The following is a 17,558-nucleotide window of genomic DNA, read 5'->3' on the forward strand; positions in this document are numbered from 1 at the left end:
TCCGCCCGAAGGAAAGCGTTATTGTCAACATTGAGGAGTCATTTGCTCCATTCAGAAGAGAGCCAGCGAAACGCTGGCTCTTTTCTTTTGGCAATCTTTTGAGGGGCTTGTCTGTGTGGAAAAGCTATGATAGAATAGCCGCAGAAAGGAAGTATGTCATGCTAACCAATATCACAAATATTTCTCCCGAAGAAGCCGAAGAGACGATTCAGACTGTAACCGGCTTTTTCAATGACCTGAATCTGCAGAAGATCATTACCATCATTCTGCTCTTTGTGGGCTGCATGGTGGTCATGAAAATCATCCTCCGTCTGACCGACCGGGCCTTCCTCCGTCTGGAGATGGAGAAGAGCCTCCATACCTTTATTCATGCCGCTCTGCGGGTCATTCTGTGGCTCATTACCGTGTGCATCGTGCTGGACTACATCGGCGTGCCTATGACCAGCCTGGTGGCGGTGCTGGGCGTGATCGGTTTGGCCGTATCCCTAGCCATTCAGGGGACCTTGTCCAATTTAGCGGGAGGCATTCAGGTGCTGGTGTCCAAGCCCTTCAAAGCGGGGGACTATGTGGAGGCCGGCGGCGTCAGCGGTACGGTAAAGGAAGTGGGCCTGGCCTATACCAAGCTGAGTACCATCGACAACAAGGTGATTTCGGTACCCAACGGCCAGATCTCCGCTGAAAAGATCATCAACTATACCACGGCGGAGCAGCGGAGGGTGGACTTGAAGTTTACCACCTCCTATGACGATGCGCCAGAAAAGGTGATTGCCGCCATCAAGGGAGTCATCGGCGCCCATCCTAAGGCTCTGTTTACACCGGAACCCTTTGTCCGGGTGTCGGCCTATCTGGACAGCAGCATCGAGTACAGTGTCCGGGTATGGTGCGCTACCGCAGATTATTGGGATCTGTACTACGATCTGCTGGAACAGGTCAAAGCTGCCTTTGACGCCCAGGGCATTGAAATTCCCTACAACCATTTGAATGTGCATCTGATTCGGGAGCAACAACAGGGTGAGTGACAGCGGAAGAGAGTAAGCAGCGGGTGGCTTGCTTCATCTCTATGTGCCTATGAAAAATGGCCGCGAAAGCGGCCATTTTTTGTAGGGTGCCGATGGTTTTAAGCTGCTGCCTCATCTAGCCTGGCATCTCCAGCCCATGGATAAACCCGCCCAGCTGGGGGGAGAGCACATCTCCGCCGATGACGGTATTCTTGTAAATCAGCAGTCCGGCCTGGATGCCGGTTTCCCCCGTAGGGTAATTGCTGATTTCATAGGTATACCGTTTGACCCGCTTGCCGCAATATTCGGTCAGATCGAAGCCCTGGGAGGATTGGAGCTCCAGGTATTGGGTGTAGCTGTCATCGAAGGACTCCGGAATGAGTAGTTCCTCTACAGCAGAGGGCTCTTGGGAGACCTGCCACCCATAGCTTTCCAGATATGCAATCCGGTCTTCATTGGATTTGACGCCGGTGGGACTGACCACGCCAGAGACCGCCGTATCCCGGCCGCCCAAACCTGCCGCAGTCAGCAGGACCCCGCAGACTACCACAGCAGCGGCGGCCACAGCCAGTATAGGCCCTTTACGGACCCTGGCGGTAATAATAAACACAGCGCAACGCCCCTTTCCCAAAGTACTGATACTCAAAGAGTATGTGCCTATGGTGCCGGTTATGACGGAAAAGGGGAAAGCTGATGAGGAGGTACGTCATTGGAACGTCTGGATAAAATTTTGGCCAATACGGGCCGGTGGTCCCGGAAGGAAGTCCGGGAACTGGTGCGGGCCGGGCGAGTAGCGGTAAATGGTGTCCCGGTTCATTCTCCGGAGGAAAAATGGGATCCCGCCGCCGAATTTGCGGTGGACGGTGTTTCCGTTTCCGGGGAGCGCATGGTCTATCTCATGCTCCATAAGCCGGCTGGATTGGTGTCCGCCACCGAGGACCCCAAACAGCCTACGGTACTGGAACTGCTGCCCGACCACCTAAAACGGGTGGGGCTATTTCCGGCAGGTCGGCTGGACAAGGATACCGAGGGCCTGTTGCTGCTTACCAATGACGGTGTGCTTGCCCACCGGCTGCTGGCACCCCGACGTCATGTGGATAAGACCTATTTTGTCCAGGTGGAAGGGCAGTTGGATGAGACGGATGTAGAGGCTTTTTCCGCCGGGATGACCTTGGGAGACGGGCTGGTGTGTATGCCTGCCGGCCTGGAGGTGCTGGGGCAGCCTGATACTGCCATCGTTACTCTGCGGGAAGGAAAATATCACCAGATCAAGCGGATGCTGGCCAGCCGGGGCAAGCCGGTGCGCTACCTCAAACGCCTCACCATGGGCCCGCTGAAACTGGACCCTGCATTGAAGCGGGGAGAATGGCGACCTCTGACCGAGGAAGAGATGGCGGCATTGCGTCTGACAGCGGGAGTATGAGCGGAGGTTCTCCCCAGAGTTGGAAATTTTTTGCGTCTTTTAGTCAATATCACCAAAAAACTTTGAAAAAGCTATTGAAAAGAGCAAAAAGAACCGGTATAATAGTGACTGTTGAATGAACAGTTGCGTCAAGAACTGTCTGAAGAGAAAATAGGGCACTCAGCCCGTGTGTGTTGCGTGTAATAGACAGAGTATCCCAAAGTGGGGATTAATATAAGGAGGCATACAACCATGTCCAGCAGAATTTTCCAAAGCGTTGTCTTACAGATGAAAGACAGCACCGAACGGGCCATTGGCGTGATCGATTCTGAGGGAACGGTTGTGGCCTGCAACGAACTCAGCTGTATTGGGGAACACTGGCCTGGTGCAGTTGAGGCGGTAAACCGGGGCGAGGGAGACACCGTCCGCTTTGAGGGCCGTACCTTTAAGGCACTGGCCGGCTGGGGTTCCCAGTTTGACTATGCGGTCTTTGTCAAGGGTGAGGATGCCGAGGCTACTATGGTTTGTTCCATGGCTACGGTGGCCCTCAACGGCGCCAAGACCTATTATGAGGAGAAGCACGACAAGGCTACCTTTGTCAAGAATATTATTTCCGACAATATCCTTTTGGGTGATATCTATGTTCGGGCCAAGGAGCTGCACTTTGTCTCCGAGGCGCCTCGGGCGGTCTTCCTGATCCGTCAGGTGGAGACCACCGATCCGGCCCTCATTGACGTGGTTCACGCCCTGTTCCCCGACAAGCAGGTGGATTTCGTGCTCTCCATCAGCGAGACCGACGTGGCCCTCATCAAGCAGCTCAATGATGGGGCTGAGACCCGGGATCTGCACAAGATCGCCAAGCAGATCGAGGACAAGATCAACGAGGAGCTCCATATCCGGGTGGTCATCGGTATTGGCACCATCGTGGGCCATATTCGGGAACTGGCCCGGGCCTACAAGGAGGCCGGTATTGCCATTGATGTGGGCCGGGTGTTCGACACCGAGAAGAGCATCATCAACTATGAGAACCTGGGCATTGGCCGGTTGATTTACCAGCTGCCCACCACTCTGTGTGAGATGTTCCTTCAGGAGGTCTTTAAGAAGAATCCCATCGACGCACTGGATCAGGAGACCCTGTTCACCATCAACAAGTTCTTTGAGAACAACCTGAACGTGTCTGAGACTGCCCGGAAGCTCTTCGTTCACCGGAATACCCTGGTATACCGGCTGGAGAAGATCAAGAAGCTCACCGGCCTGGACCTGCGGGAGTTTGACGATGCCATCACCTTCAAGGTGGCTCTGATGGTTAAGAAGTATCTGATTTCCCGCGGTATCGACAACTAAAAGAAACCATATCAGCCGCAGAGGACGTCGGTGACGACGTCTTCTGCGGCACGTGAGTTTGTCCCCAATCCTGTAAATGAGGTACACAGCGTGATACGTCTGATCGATATTCAAAAGTCCTATGACAACGGGACCAAGGCCCTGAAAGGGGTCAATCTGCGCATTGACGACGGAGAATTCGTCTTTTTGGTGGGTCCTTCCGGCTCCGGTAAATCCACCATTCTGAAGCTGATTACCGCTGAGATCGCCCCCACCGGCGGGCGGCTCATGGTCAACGGCTATAACCTGAACAACATTACGCCTCGGCAGGTGCCCTATATGCGGCGCACGCTGGGGGTTATTTTCCAGGACTTCCGCCTGATCGACAAGAAAACCGTGAAGGAAAATCTGGTCTTTGCCATGCAGGCGGTGGGTGCCTCTTCCCGGGAAATCCGCAAGCGGGTGGCCTATGTGCTGGATCTGGTGGGTCTGCTGGAGAAGGGAGATCAGCGCCCCGACCAGCTCTCCGGCGGTGAGCAGCAGCGTGTGGCCATCGCCCGGGCTCTGGTGAACAATCCCCAGATGATCATTGCCGACGAGCCCACCGGCAACCTGGACCCCATGCGCTCTCTGGAGATCATGATGCTGCTGGAGCGCATAAACGAGCTGGGCACCACCGTGCTGGTGGTCACCCACGAACGGGAACTGGTCAACCGCTTCTCCAAGCGAGTGGTGGCCATCGAAAACGGCAGGATCATCAGCGACGAGACAGGCGGGTATTACAACAATGAGACAACGATATAATTTTGGCTATCTGTTTTCCGAGGGCTTTCACAGTATTTTTACCCACGGATTTATGTCCTTTGCGGCAGTGTGCATGATTGTGTGCTGTCTGCTTATCATGGGTTCCTTCTCTTTGGTGGCGGTAAACGCCCAGCACAACTTCTCCGACCTGGAGCAGGAGAACCAGTTTACTGCGTACATCGATGAGACCCTTTCTCAGGAGGAGGCCCGTGCCCTTCAGGATGATATTGAGGCTGTGCCCAATGTGGCGCGGGCTGAGTTTGTTACCAAGGAAGAGGCTCAGGAGGAATTTGAGGCTGACTACGAAGGCAACCCCCTCTTTGAGGGCCTGCCCTCCAGCGTATACCGGGACCGGTTCCACATCTATCTGGAGGACATCAGCAAGTTGTCCGAGACCGAGACGGCGGTAAAGCAGGTGACGGGTGTGGCCTCCACCAAGTCTGCCCCTGAGATCGCCGAGGGCTTTACGGTCATCCGCAATATTGCCGGCGGTGTGGCCCTGATCCTGGTGGCTATTCTGCTGCTGGTGAGCCTGTTTATCATCTCCAATACCATCAAGCTGGCCACCTTTAACCGGCGGGAGGAGATCGCTATCATGAAGATGTGCGGTGCCACCAATGCCTTTGTGCGCTGGCCCTTTGTCTTTGAAGGCATGATCCTGGGCGTCACCGGCGCGGTGGTTGGCTTCTTCCTCCAGTGGGGGGTATATACCCTGGTCAGCCGTGCCATCGGCGGTACGGACACCATCGACCTCATCAAGGTGCTGCCGTTCCAGCCCATGGCCCTGTGGGTGTTTGGGGCCTTCCTGATTACCGGCCTGCTTATCGGTGTGGTGGGCTCCATGTTGGCCATCCGCAAGTTCCTGCAGGTGTGATCCGCCTGCGTCATCCGGAATAAGGAGACCTTATGAGACGGAAACATCCCAGACTCCGGCTTTTGTGCGGGGTGCTGGTTCTGGCATTGTGTACATCGGCTGCCACCCAGGTGGGGGCGGTGACTCAGAGCGAGATCGACGCGCTGAAAAAGGAACAGCAGGAGAGTCAGGCCAAGCAAGCGGCGCTGAAAGACCAGCTGTCCGATATCAAAGAGGAGCAGGCCGCCGCACAGCAGAAGCGGCAGATTCTGACCCAGCAGTTGGACGCCATCAACGCTGAGATTGCCAACATCGATGCCCAGATCTCCTACTATGACGGAGAGATCGCCCAGAAAGAAGTGGAGCGGAAAGAAGCGGAGGCCCGGGAGGCGGAGCAGTACGACCTGTTCTGCCAGCGGGTACGGATGATGGAGGAACAGGGAACGGTGTCCTACTGGTCCATCCTCTTCAACGCCGACAGCTTTTCTGATCTGCTGGATCGCATCGCTGACGTGGACGCGGTGATGGCCTATGACAACCAGATTATGGACCAGCTTGTCGCCACCCGGCAGGAGCTGGAGCGGGTCCAGGGAGAACTGGAGAGTGCCCGAGCCGAGGAGCAGGAGGCCCGTGACCAGCAGGAAGCGAAAAAGGCGGAGCAGCAGGCCAAGGTGGCAGAAGCCCAGAAGCTGCTGGATCAGATCAACGCGGATGCCGCCGAGGTCAACCGGCAGCTGGAGGCAGAGGATGCCGCCGCTGCCAGCATTCAGGCTGAGATCACCCGAAAGCAGAAACAGCTGGAGGAGGAACGGAAACAGCAGAATGTGACCCTGCCGCCCACCGGTTCGGGATACCAGTGGCCCCTGCCCAGCAGCTGTCTGACCCTCACCTCTGCCTTTGGCTATCGCATTCATCCCATCAGTGGCCAGGCCCACAGCCATACCGGCATTGATGTGTCGGCGGCAGGAGGCACCCCCATCTATGCCACCAAGGGCGGGCAGGTCATCATGTCGGAGTATGGCTCCGGCGCCAACTGGTCCTACGGTAACTTTGTGGTCATCGACCATGGAGACGGCACCACCAGCCTGTATGCTCATATGAGTTCCCGGGCGGTGAGCGAAGGACAGTTGGCAAACCAGGGGCAGACCATTGGATATGTGGGCAATACGGGCAATTCCAAAGGCAATCACCTGCATCTGGAGGTGCGGGTTGGCGGTCGGCGAGTGGACCCGGAGGGCTGCTTCCCCGGCTTGTCCAATTCCTTTATTCGGGCCTATAATTGGTAAGCGACAGACCTACGGCACAGACAGATAAGGAGAAAAATTGTGGCAAAAAGCGGAAAGAAAACCAATCAGAAAAACTCCACAAAGAAGGTAGAACCCCGGCGCGTGGTAGTTGGCGTCCTGGCAGCGGTATTGGCGCTGCTGATGCTGCTGCCCATGGTCAGCATGATTATCAGCAGCGCAGGAGCTGTGACCCAGAGTGAGATCGATGCTCTGAAAAAGGAGCAGGAGGAGAGTCAGGCCAAACAGGATGCCCTGAAAGATCAGCTGGCTGATCTTGAGGTCGATCAGGCTGCTGCCCAGGAAAAGCGGCAGCTGCTGACCGAGCAGCTCAATGCCATCAATGCTGAGATTGCCAACATTGACGCCCAGATCTCCTACTATGACGGAGAGATTGCCCAGAAGGAAGAGGAGCGTAAGGAGGCGGAGGCTCGGGAAGCGGAGCAGTACGACCTGTTCTGCCAGCGGGTGCGGATGATGGAGGAACAGGGGACGGTGTCCTACTGGTCTATCCTCTTCAATGCCGAGAGTTTCTCCGACCTGCTGGACCGCATTGCCGATGTGGATGCGGTCATGGCATACGACAATGAGGTCATGGACCAGCTGATTGCTACCCGAGAGGAGCTGGAGCGGGTCCAGGGCGAGCTGGAGAGTGCACGGGCAGAGGAGCAGGCAGCCAAGGAACAGCAGGAGGCCAAGAAGGCCGAACAGCAGGCCAAGGTGGCTGAGGCTCAGGCCCTTGTGGATCAGATCAACGCGGATACAGCCGAGGTTAACCGCCAACTGGATGCGGAGAGCGCCGCAGCTTCTGAGATCCAGGCAGAGATCGCCCAGAAGCAGAAGCAGCTGGAGGAGGAGCGGAAGCAGAACAATATCGTGATCTCCTCGGAGACTGGTTATCTGTGGCCCCTGCCCGGATATTACCGTCTCAGCTCTCTGTTTGGTTACCGCATCCACCCCATCACCGGTGTGGCCCACAGTCACACCGGCATTGATATCCCCGCGTCGGGTGGAACGCCTATTCTGGCTGCCAAGAGCGGGCAGGTGGTCACCTCTGCCTATCACTACTCCTACGGCAACTATGTGGTCATCGACCACGGCAACGGTAACTCTACCCTGTATGCCCATATGAGTTCCCGTGCGGTGAGCGAGGGCCAGATGGTAACCCAGGGGCAGGTGATCGGTTATGTGGGTACCACCGGCAGTTCTACCGGCAATCATCTCCACTTTGAAGTGCGGGACAACTATACGCGGGTGGATCCGGAGAGCAAATTCCCGTCGCTGAATTTGACTCCCCCGTGGTAAAATTGAATGGTACATGAGGGCGGAGGGGGCAACCCCTCCGCCCTTCTTTGCTTATTACGTTCAGAAAGATTAACTATTAAAAGTCAAGCCCCAAAATGAATGGTGGTGGTGAAAAAGGATAGCTCAAAAAAGGTATAGCAAAGCTAAGGTCTTGTCAGACCTCTGCTGGCTATTCAAGTAGTTGCCCTCAAGCTGCCGAGCAATATGGCTGCCTGGATTTCTCCATAGCAAATATTAGACGAACCAACTTTTTTGTAGCATGAGAAAGCGCGACATTGTAGTGTTTGCCCTCCGCACGCTTCTTAGCAAGATAGGCAGCAAAGGTCGGATCCCAGTGGCAGACATACTTGGTCGCGTTGTAAAGAGCGTAGCGTAGGTATCGAGAGCCACGCTTTTCCATGTGTGGGTAGCAATTCTTGAGTTGTCCAGACTGGTAAGTTGAGGGCGACATCCCAGCGTAGGCCAACAGCTTGTCCGGGGAATCAAAACGAGTGAAGTCACCAACCTCAGCAAAAATCATGGCAGCCATTCGGAATCCAATCCCTGGGATAGTGGTAATGGGAGAATTAAGTTCATCCATAATGGCTTGAATTTGCTTTTCAATTTCAGCAATTTCGTCGTCCAGTTCTCGGATGAGCCGGATGGTGTGCTGCAATTCAAGAGACTTGGCAGGCATCCAGGAGCCAATAGAATTTCTGGCGGCATCCCGGATTTCAAGAGCCATGTCCCGTTTGTAGTGGCCTTTAGAGGCGGTTTCGAGCAGTGTTTTCAGCCTCGTCAAATGAGCTGCGGCAATTTGTTTGGCACCGGAGAATTCTTCCAGTAAGGTGTAGACAGAAGCAGTATGCAGAGAAGGAACCAGCTTTTCCAGTTCGGGGAACAGGATGCAGACCAGTCGGGAGACAGAACTTTTCAGCTTGGCACGCTCCTTCACCTTGTCAAAACGGTATCTGGTCAGTGACTTTAATTCCTCGTTGTGGTATGCTGTATCTGTGTAGGGCTTGAGGCCCGCATCGGATAACAGCATAGTGGCAATCGTTCGTGCATCCACCCGGTCGGTTTTGGTCTTTCTGAGACTGAGGCTTTTTCGGTAAAGGTTTGTGCGCAAGGGATTCAAGACATAGGTGGGTAGACCGTTGTCGAGAAGGAACCCGAGCAGATTGTAGCTGTAATGTCCGGTCGCCTCAAGCCCTACTTTTATTTTGTTCTGCGTGTTGGCGCAATCCTGGATTCGTTGTAACAGATAGTGAAACCCATCCATGTTGTTGGGGATAGTGAACACATCTGCCAGGACTTCGCCCTCAGAGTTGACGATAAAGCAATCGTGTTTATCCTTTGAGACATCGATACCAACAGAAATCACCATAACAAATCCCTCCAGCGGTAAATATGTGATGCTGCATCCACAGTGCGCCTTACTTTTGTAGCCTTGTTCCACATAAACCGTCTGGCGGTATTTAACTGATCAACAAAAGTGTAAGGGGCTGTGGTTGGAACCTTTCTTGAGCCATCTTGTGGTAGGAGATGATCACCAATCCACAGCATCCCTTACAGTGTAGCACAGCCCTTGGAGAGGGGCTTTAATAACTACTACTCTATAATACAAGGAAATGATACAGTATGCGAACCAAACGCTTCTCCGCCCTCCATCTGATCATCCTGCTGCCGGTCACCATGCTCCTGACGGCAGGGGTGCTGCTGGCTGTTTTCTATGGGATCTTTGGCAAGGAGGGTCTGTCCCTGTTGGAGGGCCTCTACTTGGTCAACAGCCGGTTTGTGGGAGAGTACGATGAGACGCAGGTGGTGGATTCTGCCCTGAGCGGTATGGTGGACGGTCTGGGAGACCGGTGGAGCTACTACCTCACAGAGGAGGAGTATGAGGCACAGAACCAGCGCCGCACCAACCAGTATGTGGGCATCGGTGTTACAGTGAACTATGAGTCGGAAGATGGCCTGACCATTGTAGAGGTAACAGAAGGCGGTCCTGCGGAGGCTGCCGGCCTCCAGAGCGGTGAAGTGATTGCCGCGGTGGACGGCTTCTCACTGGCCGGCGAGGCCCGCTATGAGGGTGCTGAGCGTATCCAGGGCGAGGAGGGGACAACTGTTACCCTGGAGGTTCTGGGAACCGACGGGGAGACCCGCACGGTGGAGGTGACCCGGGCCAGCCTGGACAGCGATCCGGTCACAGCCAAGATGCTGGAGGGCAATGTGGGCTATGTGGCCCTGGCCAATTTCTATGACCACAGCGCTGACCGATTGAAGGAAGAGGTGACCCGTCTCCAGGAAGAGGGCGCCGAGGCGCTGGTATTTGATATGCGCAACAACGGAGGCGGTTACCTCAGTGAGCTGACCGAAATGCTGGACTTCCTGCTGCCCGAGGGACCCATCTTCATCAGCAGGAACCGGGCAGGCAATGAGGAGGTTACCCAGTCGGATGCCGCCTGTGTGGATCTGCCCATGGCAGTGCTGGTCAATGCCAATACCTACTCTGCCGCTGAGTTCTTTGCTGCCGAGCTCCAGGAGCAGGGAGTGGCGGTCATTGTGGGCGAGCCCACCAGCGGGAAGGGCTATTCTCAGCAGACCTTCGCCCTGCCCCACGGCGGCGCTATGGCAATTTCCACCGGGGCCTATTTTACCGGCAGCGGTACGTCGCTGATCGGGACCGGTTTGACTCTGGATCGGGAGGTCTATCTCACCGATGAGGGAGATGCCCAGCTGGAGGCGGCTCTGGACCTGCTGGAGCAAAACTAACAGGAAACGGGCCTTCCGCAACATGATGTTGCGGAAGGCCCGTTTTAAAATGGCGCTTAGGTGTGATCTTTGTCCCGCAGGTCCCGGAAGAGCAGAGAAATACACCAGATAGCCGCCAGACCAACCAGGGTAAAGATCACGCGGCTGAAGGTGCTGGACTGTCCTCCGAAGAGAAAGCCTACCAGGTCAAACTGAAAAATGCCGATGCTGCCCCAGTTGAGTCCGCCGATAATGGCAAGGACCAGGGCGATCTTGTCCAGGAACATAGGATATGCTGCCTCCTCCAAATTGAGATACCGCTGTTAGCATATCCTGTTTTGTGTGCAATATTCAAAAAATTTAAATGCCGCCATTTAGCTGCCTAAGAGCTTGCCCAGCCAGCTGCGTTTCAGCTTTACCGCCTTGTGGGGGCACAACTCATGACAGCAGTAGCAGCGGATACAGGAGCGCGGGTGGATCTTGGCTGTGCCGTCGGGGCCGGTCATGGTGATGGCTTTGCCGGGACAGGCGTTTTTGCAGATGGCGCACCCCACGCACACCTTGGACTGTACCCTGGGGGTCTGGGACAGCAGGCTCTTACACAGCCGCCCGGCGGCGCCGGTGAGGGGCCCCAGAAACTCCATCAGATTGCTCCGCACGTTGGCAGGAAATTTATAGTCCGGGATGCGCAAGTCATCCAGACGGGCGCCGATCAGCTCCACATCCTCCCAACGGGTGGGAGACAGCCCCCGGGCCTCCGCTGCCAGCAAAACGGGGTTGCTGTTTCGGGGCAGCCCCATGATCTCCCCGGCGATCACATCCAGAGCCAGAGGATTATCTGAGAGCAGAAGCAGGCCTACCTGTCTGGGCGTACCGGAGGAGCCGGGACCTTCCCCCTCCATGGCCAGAACGGCGTCCATGACGCTGAGGCGGGGCTTCATAAAGCCAATGAGATCCAACAGCACCTGGGCAAACTGGGCCTGATCCGGGTGAGAGCCATGGAACCCCACCTTGGTCAGGCCGGGGATGAGACCGAAGCTGTTTTTGACCGCGCCGGTCATGCCCATAAAGACATGGGTCTTCATTTTGCACAGATCAAAGATGCCGTCACAGTCCAGAGCGGGGGAGATGATTTCGGCCTGCCGGAGCACCTTTCCCTCCGGCAGCTCTACTAAACAGGCGGAGGGGTCCATGCAGACCTCGCCCCCGGACTCCTGAGCGGCCTGGGCCGCGCCGGTCTTTTCGTACAGATTGCGGAGTACCGATTCCTTTTGAAGCGCGCCGCCGGGACTGTCGGCGATGACGGCAGTGCCCCCGGCCTCCCGGATCAGCTTGGCAATAGCGCCGATCACCGCCGGGTGGGTACAAACCGCCGCCTCCGGCGGGACGGGGCGGAGCAGATTGGCCTTCAGTAGGATACGATCCCCCGGCTGGACAAACCGGGAAATTCCGCCCATCCGCTCCACCGTTTTCCGCAGTGCAGTCTCCGCTTTGGCGTAATCGGTGCAGGAGACGACGTAAACCTGGTTTCCCATCACGCCAGAGACTTGGGCCCGAAGCCGTGGGGGAGCAGCTCATGGAGGGGCAGGCGAACGAAGTCCCGGTCGGAGCGGCCCACCAGAACCGTCAGGTCGGGAGCAAATTCGTAGAGCATCTGACGGCAGGCACCGCAGGGCCAGCAGTAGTCGGCAGAGTTGCCCACCACAGCCAACCGGACAAAGTCATCCCGGTGGCCCTCGCTCACCGCCTTGACCAGAGCGGTGCGCTCGGCGCAGATGGTGGAGCCGTAGGCAGCGTTTTCCACATTACAGCCGGTGAATACCGTCCCGTCGGCGCACAGCAGGGCGGCGCCCACAGGAAAATGAGAGTAGGGGACATAGGAGCGTTCCAGCATGGTAAAGGCCAGATCCACCAGTTCCCGGTCGGTCATAGCAATCCCTCCTGACAAATAAAAAGGTGGTAAAATGAGATTGGGCTCTCATTTTACCACCTTTTTTCAGGTGTGACAACTCCCATTCATACCTTTCCGGGGAAGGGGACCCGGTGGACCAGCAGAATGGAGACTCCGCCGGTGACCGCTCCGGTGACCAGAGAGCACAGCAGCAGGGGGGGCAGATAAACCAGAGGAGCGGGAGTGCCCAACACGACCATAGCAGCCAGGATCTGTCCGGTATTGTGAGCGGCAGCGCCGGCAATGGACACCCCGAACAGGGACAGGCCTGGCAGCCGCAGCAGCAGGGCCATGACGCCAAGAGCCAGCAGGCCACCGGTGAGGGAGAAGGCCAATGCCATCAGGTTGCCTCCCAGCAGGGAACCCAGCAGACAGCGGGCGATGAGAATCAGCAGAGCCTCCCGGCCGGACAGACGGCACAGGGCGTACACGGTGACCAGATTGGCCAGGCCAAGCCGCAGGCCGGGAAGGGGGAAAAGAATGGTCAGTGGGACCAGGCCCTCCGCCACGGAGAGAGCCAGGGCCAGGGCCGTGAGGACTGCCGAACGGGTGAGCCGTCGGAGGGAAACAGACACAGGCGAACCTCCTTCCAGGAAAAAAGAAACGCAGGTGGGGAACTTTTCAGCCTGTTACCGCGTCAAAGGGTTCAGGCTCCGTACCGGACAGAGAGATGACCAGCCGGTTGGGCAGACAGATGATCTGCTGCCCCGGGCGGCTGATCCAGCCGGTACGCACACAGTCCTGACTGGGACAGTCGCTGTGTTCAATACAGATGCGCCCCTGTTCCGCCCGGATGGTGAGGGGGTAGGCTGCCCCTTCCACATCCAGCGTAACCGGCTGGGACAGCTGATCCAGGCGATACTGGGCCACTGTCTCGCCATCCAGGGTGATGACGGCGGTGACGGCGCTGCCCTCTGCAGGGCGCAGCAGGAATACCAGAAGTACCGCGAAAGCCACTACAGCCAGTACGACCAGACCGTCCCACAGGGTGGGACGGCGGCGATCAGCGGCGGGCGATCTCATAGGTATACCCCCGATCCTCACCGGCGGGGCGGTAGCCCGCCTCCAGACCTTCGGTGACGATTACCCTGTTGTCCTGCGTACACAGCACCAGCTCAAAATCATCCCTGCTGCGCCAGAAGTCCAGCGCCTCCTCCGGACCGGCTACAAACAGGGTGGTGGAGAGAGCGTCGGCCAGCATATGGTCGGAGGAAATCACCGTCACGGACAAAAGACCGCTGTCGGCGGGATAGCCGGTTTTGGGATCGATGATGTGGTGATAGGTCTGACCGTTTTCCTCAAAATAGCGCTCATACCCGCCGGAGGTGGAGGCGGTTTGATCTTCCAGAGAGAGGACGCACAGAGCCTCCGAGGTGTTTTGCGGGTCTTTGACCGCCACCTGCCAGGCGGAACCATCCAGCTTACTGCCGATGGCGGTGACGTTGCCGCCCAGATCCAGCAGAGCGGAAGTAACGCCATACTCTCGCAGCACGGCGTCCGCCCGGCCGGCGGCAAAGCCCTTAGCCACCGCGCCCAGGTCCACTTCCATGCCTGCCTGCTCAAGTCGGGCAGAGGAGGAGGCCTCATCCACAATGAGGGCTTCGCTGTTCACCAGAGACATAGCGTCGGCCAAAGCCTCAGCTGAAGGAACGTGGCGCTCCTCCTTGGTAAAGCCCCAGGCGTCCATCACAGGCGCGATGGTGATATCAAAGCAGCCGGGCAGCAGCTGAGAAACTGATTTGGCAAAGGACAGCAGATCTGCCACCTCGGCATCCAAAGAGATCAGGGTGCCGTCTCCGGCATGGCTGTTGAGAAGAGAGATCTGGCTGTCCGGATTGGTGCGGGAAAGCAGCTTGTCCAGACGTTCGACCTCCTGCCGGGCGGCCTGGATGGCATCTTCGCCGCCTTCGTTATATACACGGATGGACATGACGGTGTCCATGGAAAAGAACTGGACCTGTGCAGGTTCCGCATCGGCAGAGGGGGCGGTGCAGCCAGCCAGGAAAAGCAGGCAGCAAAGGAAAGGAAGAAAACGCTTCATGATTGACTCCATTCTGCATGGTGCCGCTCCGCCAAAGACCGATGGCGCCGCGGTTTCGGAATTTTTTGCAGACCTTATTCTAGCATAGTTTTTCACGATTGAAAAGAGAAAAGGGATTCTTGACTTGCAATATGCGGCAGATTCTGATAAACTATATGGGATTGATGATTCAGGGTTGTTCGCCATATCTGCCGAACACTTTGCCACAGGAGATGGATACATGAATAAGAAAGAACAACAGAAAGCCCAGCGCGCACGGGAAGAAGACATCGTTCTGACTAAGGTCCTCTGGTGGATTCTGGGCGCTGTGGTGCTGGAGGCTCTGCTCCTTCTGCTGAACAAGGTATATGTAAACTTTACCACTGAACAGGTCTATATTGCGGTAGCCCTTCAGGGAATGTTCAATGTATTGTCCATTGTACTGCCGATCTGCTTCGTGGTTTTGCTGATTTGGACCCTGGTATTCTGGCGTGCAGGCCGTTCTCTTTGTCTGCCGGGGGTCCTGACCGGGATTTCTCTGGTGCTGGCCGTGTGTGCGGTGGTCATTCATTACTTCTATGACAAGGGCATCAATTTCCTGTACATCGCGGTGCCTGCGGTGGCCGTGCTGGCGCTGATTTACTATCTCTATCAGCGGGAATTTTTCTTTGCTGCGGTACTCGGTGCTTTGGGTCTGCTGGGCGTTAAGGTTGCTGCTCAGGCTGCCAGCAGTCCTCTGGTGGGATATGGCTATCTGGCTGTACTGGCCGTGATCGTTGTGGTTGCCGCCGTGTGCTTCCGGATGCTCCAGGCTCACAAGGGTGTGTGGAACATCAAAGGTAAGAGCAAGGAAATCCTGCCCAAGAACGCGAACTACGCCATGCTCTATGTGACCTGTGCCCTGGTCGCCGTGGTGGTAATCGCTGCGTGTGTGCTGGGAGCCCTGGCACTGCTGTACGGCGTATTGGTAGCCTGGCTGCTGATCTTGGCGGTCTACTACACCGTGCGTCTCATGTAATTGCGTGAAAGAATAAAAAAGCCCGGTTCGGCAAACGCCGAACCGGGCTTTCTCTTACAGAAGAGCCAGACCGTTGATGACCAGCTTGAACTGGAGACTCAGGTGCTCGGCCGCTCGGCGGCACAGGAGCATCCGCTCTAAAAAGATCTCAAAGTAGTCCATAACGGCACAGAACTCTGTATTGATGGTCAGAGTCAGGGTAATGGTACCGGCATCCTTGTCCAGCGAAAGATCGGAACGCTCGGCGGCGTAGTTGACCCGATCATGGATGTCAAAGCTTTGGTGCTCCTTGTTGCGGACCCGGCTGCGGCGCACGTCTGTCTTGTCGGCAAGGATCAGGGCGGCGGCCACAGGATTGACCGGGAAGGCGGTAGAGTCGTCGTGATGGCCGATGGCGGTGATGACAGCGGCTACATCTGCCGGTTCCATTCCCATCTTATCCAAAATACGAAAGGCCATAACCGCGCCGGTTTGGGCGTGATCGTGGCGGTTGACCACGTTGCCGATGTCGTGCATAAAACCAGCAATGCGGGCCAGTTCCTGCTGATGAGCATCATAACCAAGCTGTACCAGAATGTCAGCAGCGACCTCAGCGCAGCGTGTCACATGGGCAAAGCTGTGTTCTGTAAAACCCAGTGCCGACAGCGAATGGTCAGCCTGTGTGATATAGGTGCGGATCTCTTCCGCTTGGCGTACCATCTGATAACTGATTTTCATACCGGGATTTCCTCCTCTGCCAGATAGCCTGCTCTCTCATCATAACCAAGGAAGGCCTGTTTTGCAAGTTGGAGAAAAATTTTTCTGGACTGTGCAAAAAAGCGTTGACAAATAGCAAATGGTATGCTACTATATTCTGGCTGACGTACTTAACAACAGTCAGCGCCCATGCGGGTGTAGTTCAATGGTAGAATCCCAGCCTTCCAAGCTGGTCGCGTGGGTTCGATTCCCATCACCCGCTCCATACGCGCCTGTAGCTCAGGTGGATAGAGCAACTGCCTTCTAAGCAGTGGGTCAGGGGTTCGAGTCCCTTCAGGCGTGCCATTTTCCCGTTTGGTTTTTCCATATGGTGGGTGTAGTTCAGTTGGTAGAGCATCGGATTGTGGTTCCGAGTGTCGCGGGTTCGAGTCCCGTCACCCACCCCATAAACGCATGGCGGAAGGGCCGGAGCGTCCGCTCCGGCCCCTTTGCTATTGACCAGCCATGTTGGGGTGTAGCCAAGTGGTAAGGCACGGGACTTTGACTCCCGCATTCGCTGGTTCGAGCCCAGCCATCCCAGCCATATGACTCGTTAGCTCAGTCGGCAGAGCAACTGCCTTTTAAGCAGTGGGTCCGGGGTTCGAATCCCCGACGGGTCACCAAAAAGAAAACCCTGTAGCTTCAACGGCTACAGGGTTTTTTCTTACTCTTGCAATAGAAAGCGCGATTCCGGTTTGGCGTTTTCAGTTCCTGCTTCCGTAATGAAAAACCGGGTTCAAGTGCAGAAATTGCACACGGCGTTACACACGGGTTTACCTAGATCTCAGCGATCATTTTCATAATTGTCACCCCTTAATATAACGGTAAAGTTTTTCCAGGTCGGTGCGGTCAACGGTCATGTCTCCAATGAGCGGAATACTGATAGTTTGCTTTTCTCCGTTGGAAAACTGCGGAGCAAGAGCCTGGTATAGCTTGTCGATATCCACGTTGCCCTCGGCGTCGATCATGTCCAGAACGGCGACCGCAGGATGCTCCCGGTACTTCTCCATCAGGCCAACCACGTTGTTGGCGGCCAGCGCCGTGTAGATGCCCAGGCCCAGCTTTTTAATGCCGGTCAGATGGGGGAGAACGTCAGTATCAATGTATTTAACAAGGCCGGTTTTGACCTGCTGCAT

The 17,558-nt window shown here is 56.2% G+C and carries 19 protein-coding genes and 5 tRNA genes; 14 read left to right on the forward strand and 10 right to left on the reverse strand.

Features of this window, described 5'->3' with window-relative positions; all coding sequences use genetic code 11:
• Positions 1–158 precede the first annotated feature (158 nt).
• Positions 159–1,019 (forward strand): mechanosensitive ion channel family protein, encoded by an 861-nt coding sequence (locus B5F94_RS06525; RefSeq protein ID WP_087328858.1) that lies wholly within the window; start codon positions 159–161, stop codon positions 1,017–1,019.
• A 115-nt stretch (positions 1,020–1,134) separates the two neighbouring features.
• On the opposite strand, the gene B5F94_RS06530 is transcribed toward B5F94_RS06525, so the two are convergent.
• Positions 1,135–1,608, reverse strand: a complete 474-nt coding sequence (locus B5F94_RS06530) for a DUF4830 domain-containing protein (protein WP_087187748.1) — start codon at positions 1,606–1,608, stop codon at positions 1,135–1,137.
• A gap of 99 nt (positions 1,609–1,707) precedes the next feature.
• Between B5F94_RS06530 and B5F94_RS06535 the strand changes: the two genes are divergently transcribed.
• From B5F94_RS06535 to B5F94_RS06560, 6 genes are all read left to right on the forward strand, one after another.
• A complete protein-coding gene (locus B5F94_RS06535; protein ID WP_087328860.1) occupies positions 1,708–2,421 on the forward strand; it encodes a pseudouridine synthase in 714 nt (237 codons plus the stop codon).
• 231 nt (positions 2,422–2,652) lie between these two features.
• The gene (locus B5F94_RS06540; RefSeq protein ID WP_087187750.1) at positions 2,653–3,744 is read left to right on the forward strand and encodes a PucR family transcriptional regulator; all 1,092 of its coding nucleotides are present in this window, start codon (positions 2,653–2,655) and stop codon (positions 3,742–3,744) included.
• A gap of 90 nt (positions 3,745–3,834) precedes the next feature.
• Positions 3,835–4,527 (forward strand): cell division ATP-binding protein FtsE, encoded by a 693-nt coding sequence (ftsE, locus tag B5F94_RS06545; protein WP_087187751.1) that lies wholly within the window; start codon positions 3,835–3,837, stop codon positions 4,525–4,527.
• Positions 4,511–5,401: a permease-like cell division protein FtsX gene (ftsX, locus tag B5F94_RS06550; RefSeq protein WP_087187752.1), complete on the forward strand. Its 891-nt coding sequence runs from the start codon at positions 4,511–4,513 to the stop codon at positions 5,399–5,401. Before ftsE ends, ftsX begins: the two co-directional genes overlap by 17 nt.
• A 32-nt stretch (positions 5,402–5,433) precedes the next feature.
• Positions 5,434–6,666, forward strand: coding sequence for a murein hydrolase activator EnvC family protein (locus B5F94_RS06555; RefSeq protein ID WP_087328862.1), 1,233 nt, complete (start codon positions 5,434–5,436; stop codon positions 6,664–6,666).
• A 39-nt stretch (positions 6,667–6,705) separates the two neighbouring features.
• Positions 6,706–7,968 (forward strand): murein hydrolase activator EnvC family protein, encoded by a 1,263-nt coding sequence (locus B5F94_RS06560; RefSeq protein ID WP_242965612.1) that lies wholly within the window; start codon positions 6,706–6,708, stop codon positions 7,966–7,968.
• A gap of 187 nt (positions 7,969–8,155) precedes the next feature.
• On the opposite strand, the gene B5F94_RS06565 is transcribed toward B5F94_RS06560, so the two are convergent.
• Positions 8,156–9,331, reverse strand: a complete 1,176-nt coding sequence (locus B5F94_RS06565; RefSeq protein WP_087328878.1) for an IS110 family transposase — start codon at positions 9,329–9,331, stop codon at positions 8,156–8,158.
• A gap of 257 nt (positions 9,332–9,588) precedes the next feature.
• Here B5F94_RS06565 and B5F94_RS06570 point away from each other — a divergent pair, with 257 nt between their 5' ends.
• A complete protein-coding gene (locus tag B5F94_RS06570; protein ID WP_087328864.1) occupies positions 9,589–10,719 on the forward strand; it encodes a S41 family peptidase in 1,131 nt (376 codons plus the stop codon).
• Positions 10,720–10,775: 56 nt separating this feature from the next.
• Here the strand turns inward: B5F94_RS06570 and B5F94_RS06575 are convergent, their stop codons facing one another.
• The 6 genes from B5F94_RS06575 to B5F94_RS06600 all read right to left on the reverse strand — a co-directional run bounded on the left by B5F94_RS06575 (position 10,776) and on the right by B5F94_RS06600 (position 14,690).
• On the reverse strand, positions 10,776–10,985 hold the full coding sequence (locus B5F94_RS06575; RefSeq protein ID WP_087187755.1) for a DUF378 domain-containing protein: 210 nt from the start codon (positions 10,983–10,985) through the stop codon (positions 10,776–10,778).
• Between the two features lie 87 nt (positions 10,986–11,072).
• Complete coding sequence (locus B5F94_RS06580; protein ID WP_242965613.1) at positions 11,073–12,233, reverse strand: DUF362 domain-containing protein; 1,161 nt, start codon at positions 12,231–12,233, stop codon at positions 11,073–11,075.
• Positions 12,233–12,628, reverse strand: coding sequence for a cytidine deaminase (gene cdd / locus B5F94_RS06585; protein WP_087266760.1), 396 nt, complete (start codon positions 12,626–12,628; stop codon positions 12,233–12,235). Before cdd ends, B5F94_RS06580 begins: the two co-directional genes overlap by 1 nt.
• Before the next feature lie 86 nt (positions 12,629–12,714).
• Positions 12,715–13,224 carry a Gx transporter family protein gene (locus B5F94_RS06590; RefSeq protein ID WP_087266757.1) on the reverse strand — a complete coding sequence of 170 codons (510 nt, stop codon included), beginning with the start codon at positions 13,222–13,224 and terminating at the stop codon, positions 12,715–12,717.
• 46 nt (positions 13,225–13,270) lie between these two features.
• Positions 13,271–13,672 (reverse strand): NusG domain II-containing protein, encoded by a 402-nt coding sequence (locus B5F94_RS06595; protein WP_087187759.1) that lies wholly within the window; start codon positions 13,670–13,672, stop codon positions 13,271–13,273.
• A complete protein-coding gene (locus B5F94_RS06600) occupies positions 13,653–14,690 on the reverse strand; it encodes an FAD:protein FMN transferase (RefSeq protein WP_087328868.1) in 1,038 nt (345 codons plus the stop codon). The genes B5F94_RS06595 and B5F94_RS06600 overlap by 20 nt, the downstream gene beginning before the upstream one ends.
• 220 nt (positions 14,691–14,910) lie before the next feature.
• On the opposite strand from B5F94_RS06600, the gene B5F94_RS06605 reads away from it, so the two are divergent.
• Complete coding sequence (locus B5F94_RS06605) at positions 14,911–15,687, forward strand: hypothetical protein (RefSeq protein ID WP_087187761.1); 777 nt, start codon at positions 14,911–14,913, stop codon at positions 15,685–15,687.
• A 54-nt stretch (positions 15,688–15,741) separates the two neighbouring features.
• Here B5F94_RS06605 and B5F94_RS06610 read toward each other — a convergent pair whose 3' ends face one another.
• Positions 15,742–16,404: an HD domain-containing protein gene (locus B5F94_RS06610; protein WP_087187762.1), complete on the reverse strand. Its 663-nt coding sequence runs from the start codon at positions 16,402–16,404 to the stop codon at positions 15,742–15,744.
• Between the two features lie 170 nt (positions 16,405–16,574).
• On the opposite strand from B5F94_RS06610, the gene B5F94_RS06615 reads away from it, so the two are divergent.
• The 5 genes from B5F94_RS06615 (at position 16,575) to B5F94_RS06635 (ending at position 17,045) form a co-directional block, all read left to right on the forward strand.
• Positions 16,575–16,648, forward strand: a tRNA-Gly gene (locus B5F94_RS06615).
• Between the two features lie 3 nt (positions 16,649–16,651).
• Positions 16,652–16,728, forward strand: a tRNA-Arg gene (locus B5F94_RS06620).
• A gap of 25 nt (positions 16,729–16,753) precedes the next feature.
• A tRNA-His gene (locus tag B5F94_RS06625) sits at positions 16,754–16,829 on the forward strand.
• A 62-nt stretch (positions 16,830–16,891) separates the two neighbouring features.
• Positions 16,892–16,966 (forward strand) — tRNA-Gln (locus tag B5F94_RS06630).
• Positions 16,967–16,969: 3 nt separating this feature from the next.
• A tRNA-Lys gene (locus B5F94_RS06635) sits at positions 16,970–17,045 on the forward strand.
• 183 nt (positions 17,046–17,228) lie between these two features.
• Here the strand turns inward: B5F94_RS06635 and B5F94_RS16430 are convergent.
• On the reverse strand, positions 17,229–17,558 hold a 330-nt coding region (locus B5F94_RS16430), incomplete at its 5' end, for a hypothetical protein (protein WP_087328870.1).

Origin of the sequence: Flavonifractor sp. An4, from assembly GCF_002161755.1 — a bacterium.
GTDB lineage: Bacteria > Bacillota > Clostridia > Oscillospirales > Oscillospiraceae > Flavonifractor > Flavonifractor avicola.

What these genes read in the sequence shown, in the direction of transcription:
- B5F94_RS06525 (WP_087328858.1), top strand. Translation starts at nt 159, where the DNA reads ATGCTAACCAATATCACAAATATTTCTCCCGAAGAAGCCGAAGAGACG.
- B5F94_RS06540 (WP_087187750.1), top strand. Translation starts at nt 2,653, where the DNA reads ATGTCCAGCAGAATTTTCCAAAGCGTTGTCTTACAGATGAAAGACAGC.
- ftsX (WP_087187752.1), top strand. Translation starts at nt 4,511, where the DNA reads ATGAGACAACGATATAATTTTGGCTATCTGTTTTCCGAGGGCTTTCAC.
- B5F94_RS06555 (WP_087328862.1), top strand. Translation starts at nt 5,434, where the DNA reads ATGAGACGGAAACATCCCAGACTCCGGCTTTTGTGCGGGGTGCTGGTT.
- B5F94_RS06570 (WP_087328864.1), top strand. Translation starts at nt 9,589, where the DNA reads ATGCGAACCAAACGCTTCTCCGCCCTCCATCTGATCATCCTGCTGCCG.
- B5F94_RS06575 (WP_087187755.1), bottom strand. Translation starts at nt 10,985, where the DNA reads ATGTTCCTGGACAAGATCGCCCTGGTCCTTGCCATTATCGGCGGACTC.
- B5F94_RS06580 (WP_242965613.1), bottom strand. Translation starts at nt 12,233, where the DNA reads ATGGGAAACCAGGTTTACGTCGTCTCCTGCACCGATTACGCCAAAGCG.
- cdd (WP_087266760.1), bottom strand. Translation starts at nt 12,628, where the DNA reads ATGACCGACCGGGAACTGGTGGATCTGGCCTTTACCATGCTGGAACGC.
- B5F94_RS06595 (WP_087187759.1), bottom strand. Translation starts at nt 13,672, where the DNA reads ATGAGATCGCCCGCCGCTGATCGCCGCCGTCCCACCCTGTGGGACGGT.
- B5F94_RS06600 (WP_087328868.1), bottom strand. Translation starts at nt 14,690, where the DNA reads ATGAAGCGTTTTCTTCCTTTCCTTTGCTGCCTGCTTTTCCTGGCTGGC.
- B5F94_RS06605 (WP_087187761.1), top strand. Translation starts at nt 14,911, where the DNA reads ATGAATAAGAAAGAACAACAGAAAGCCCAGCGCGCACGGGAAGAAGAC.
- B5F94_RS06610 (WP_087187762.1), bottom strand. Translation starts at nt 16,404, where the DNA reads ATGAAAATCAGTTATCAGATGGTACGCCAAGCGGAAGAGATCCGCACC.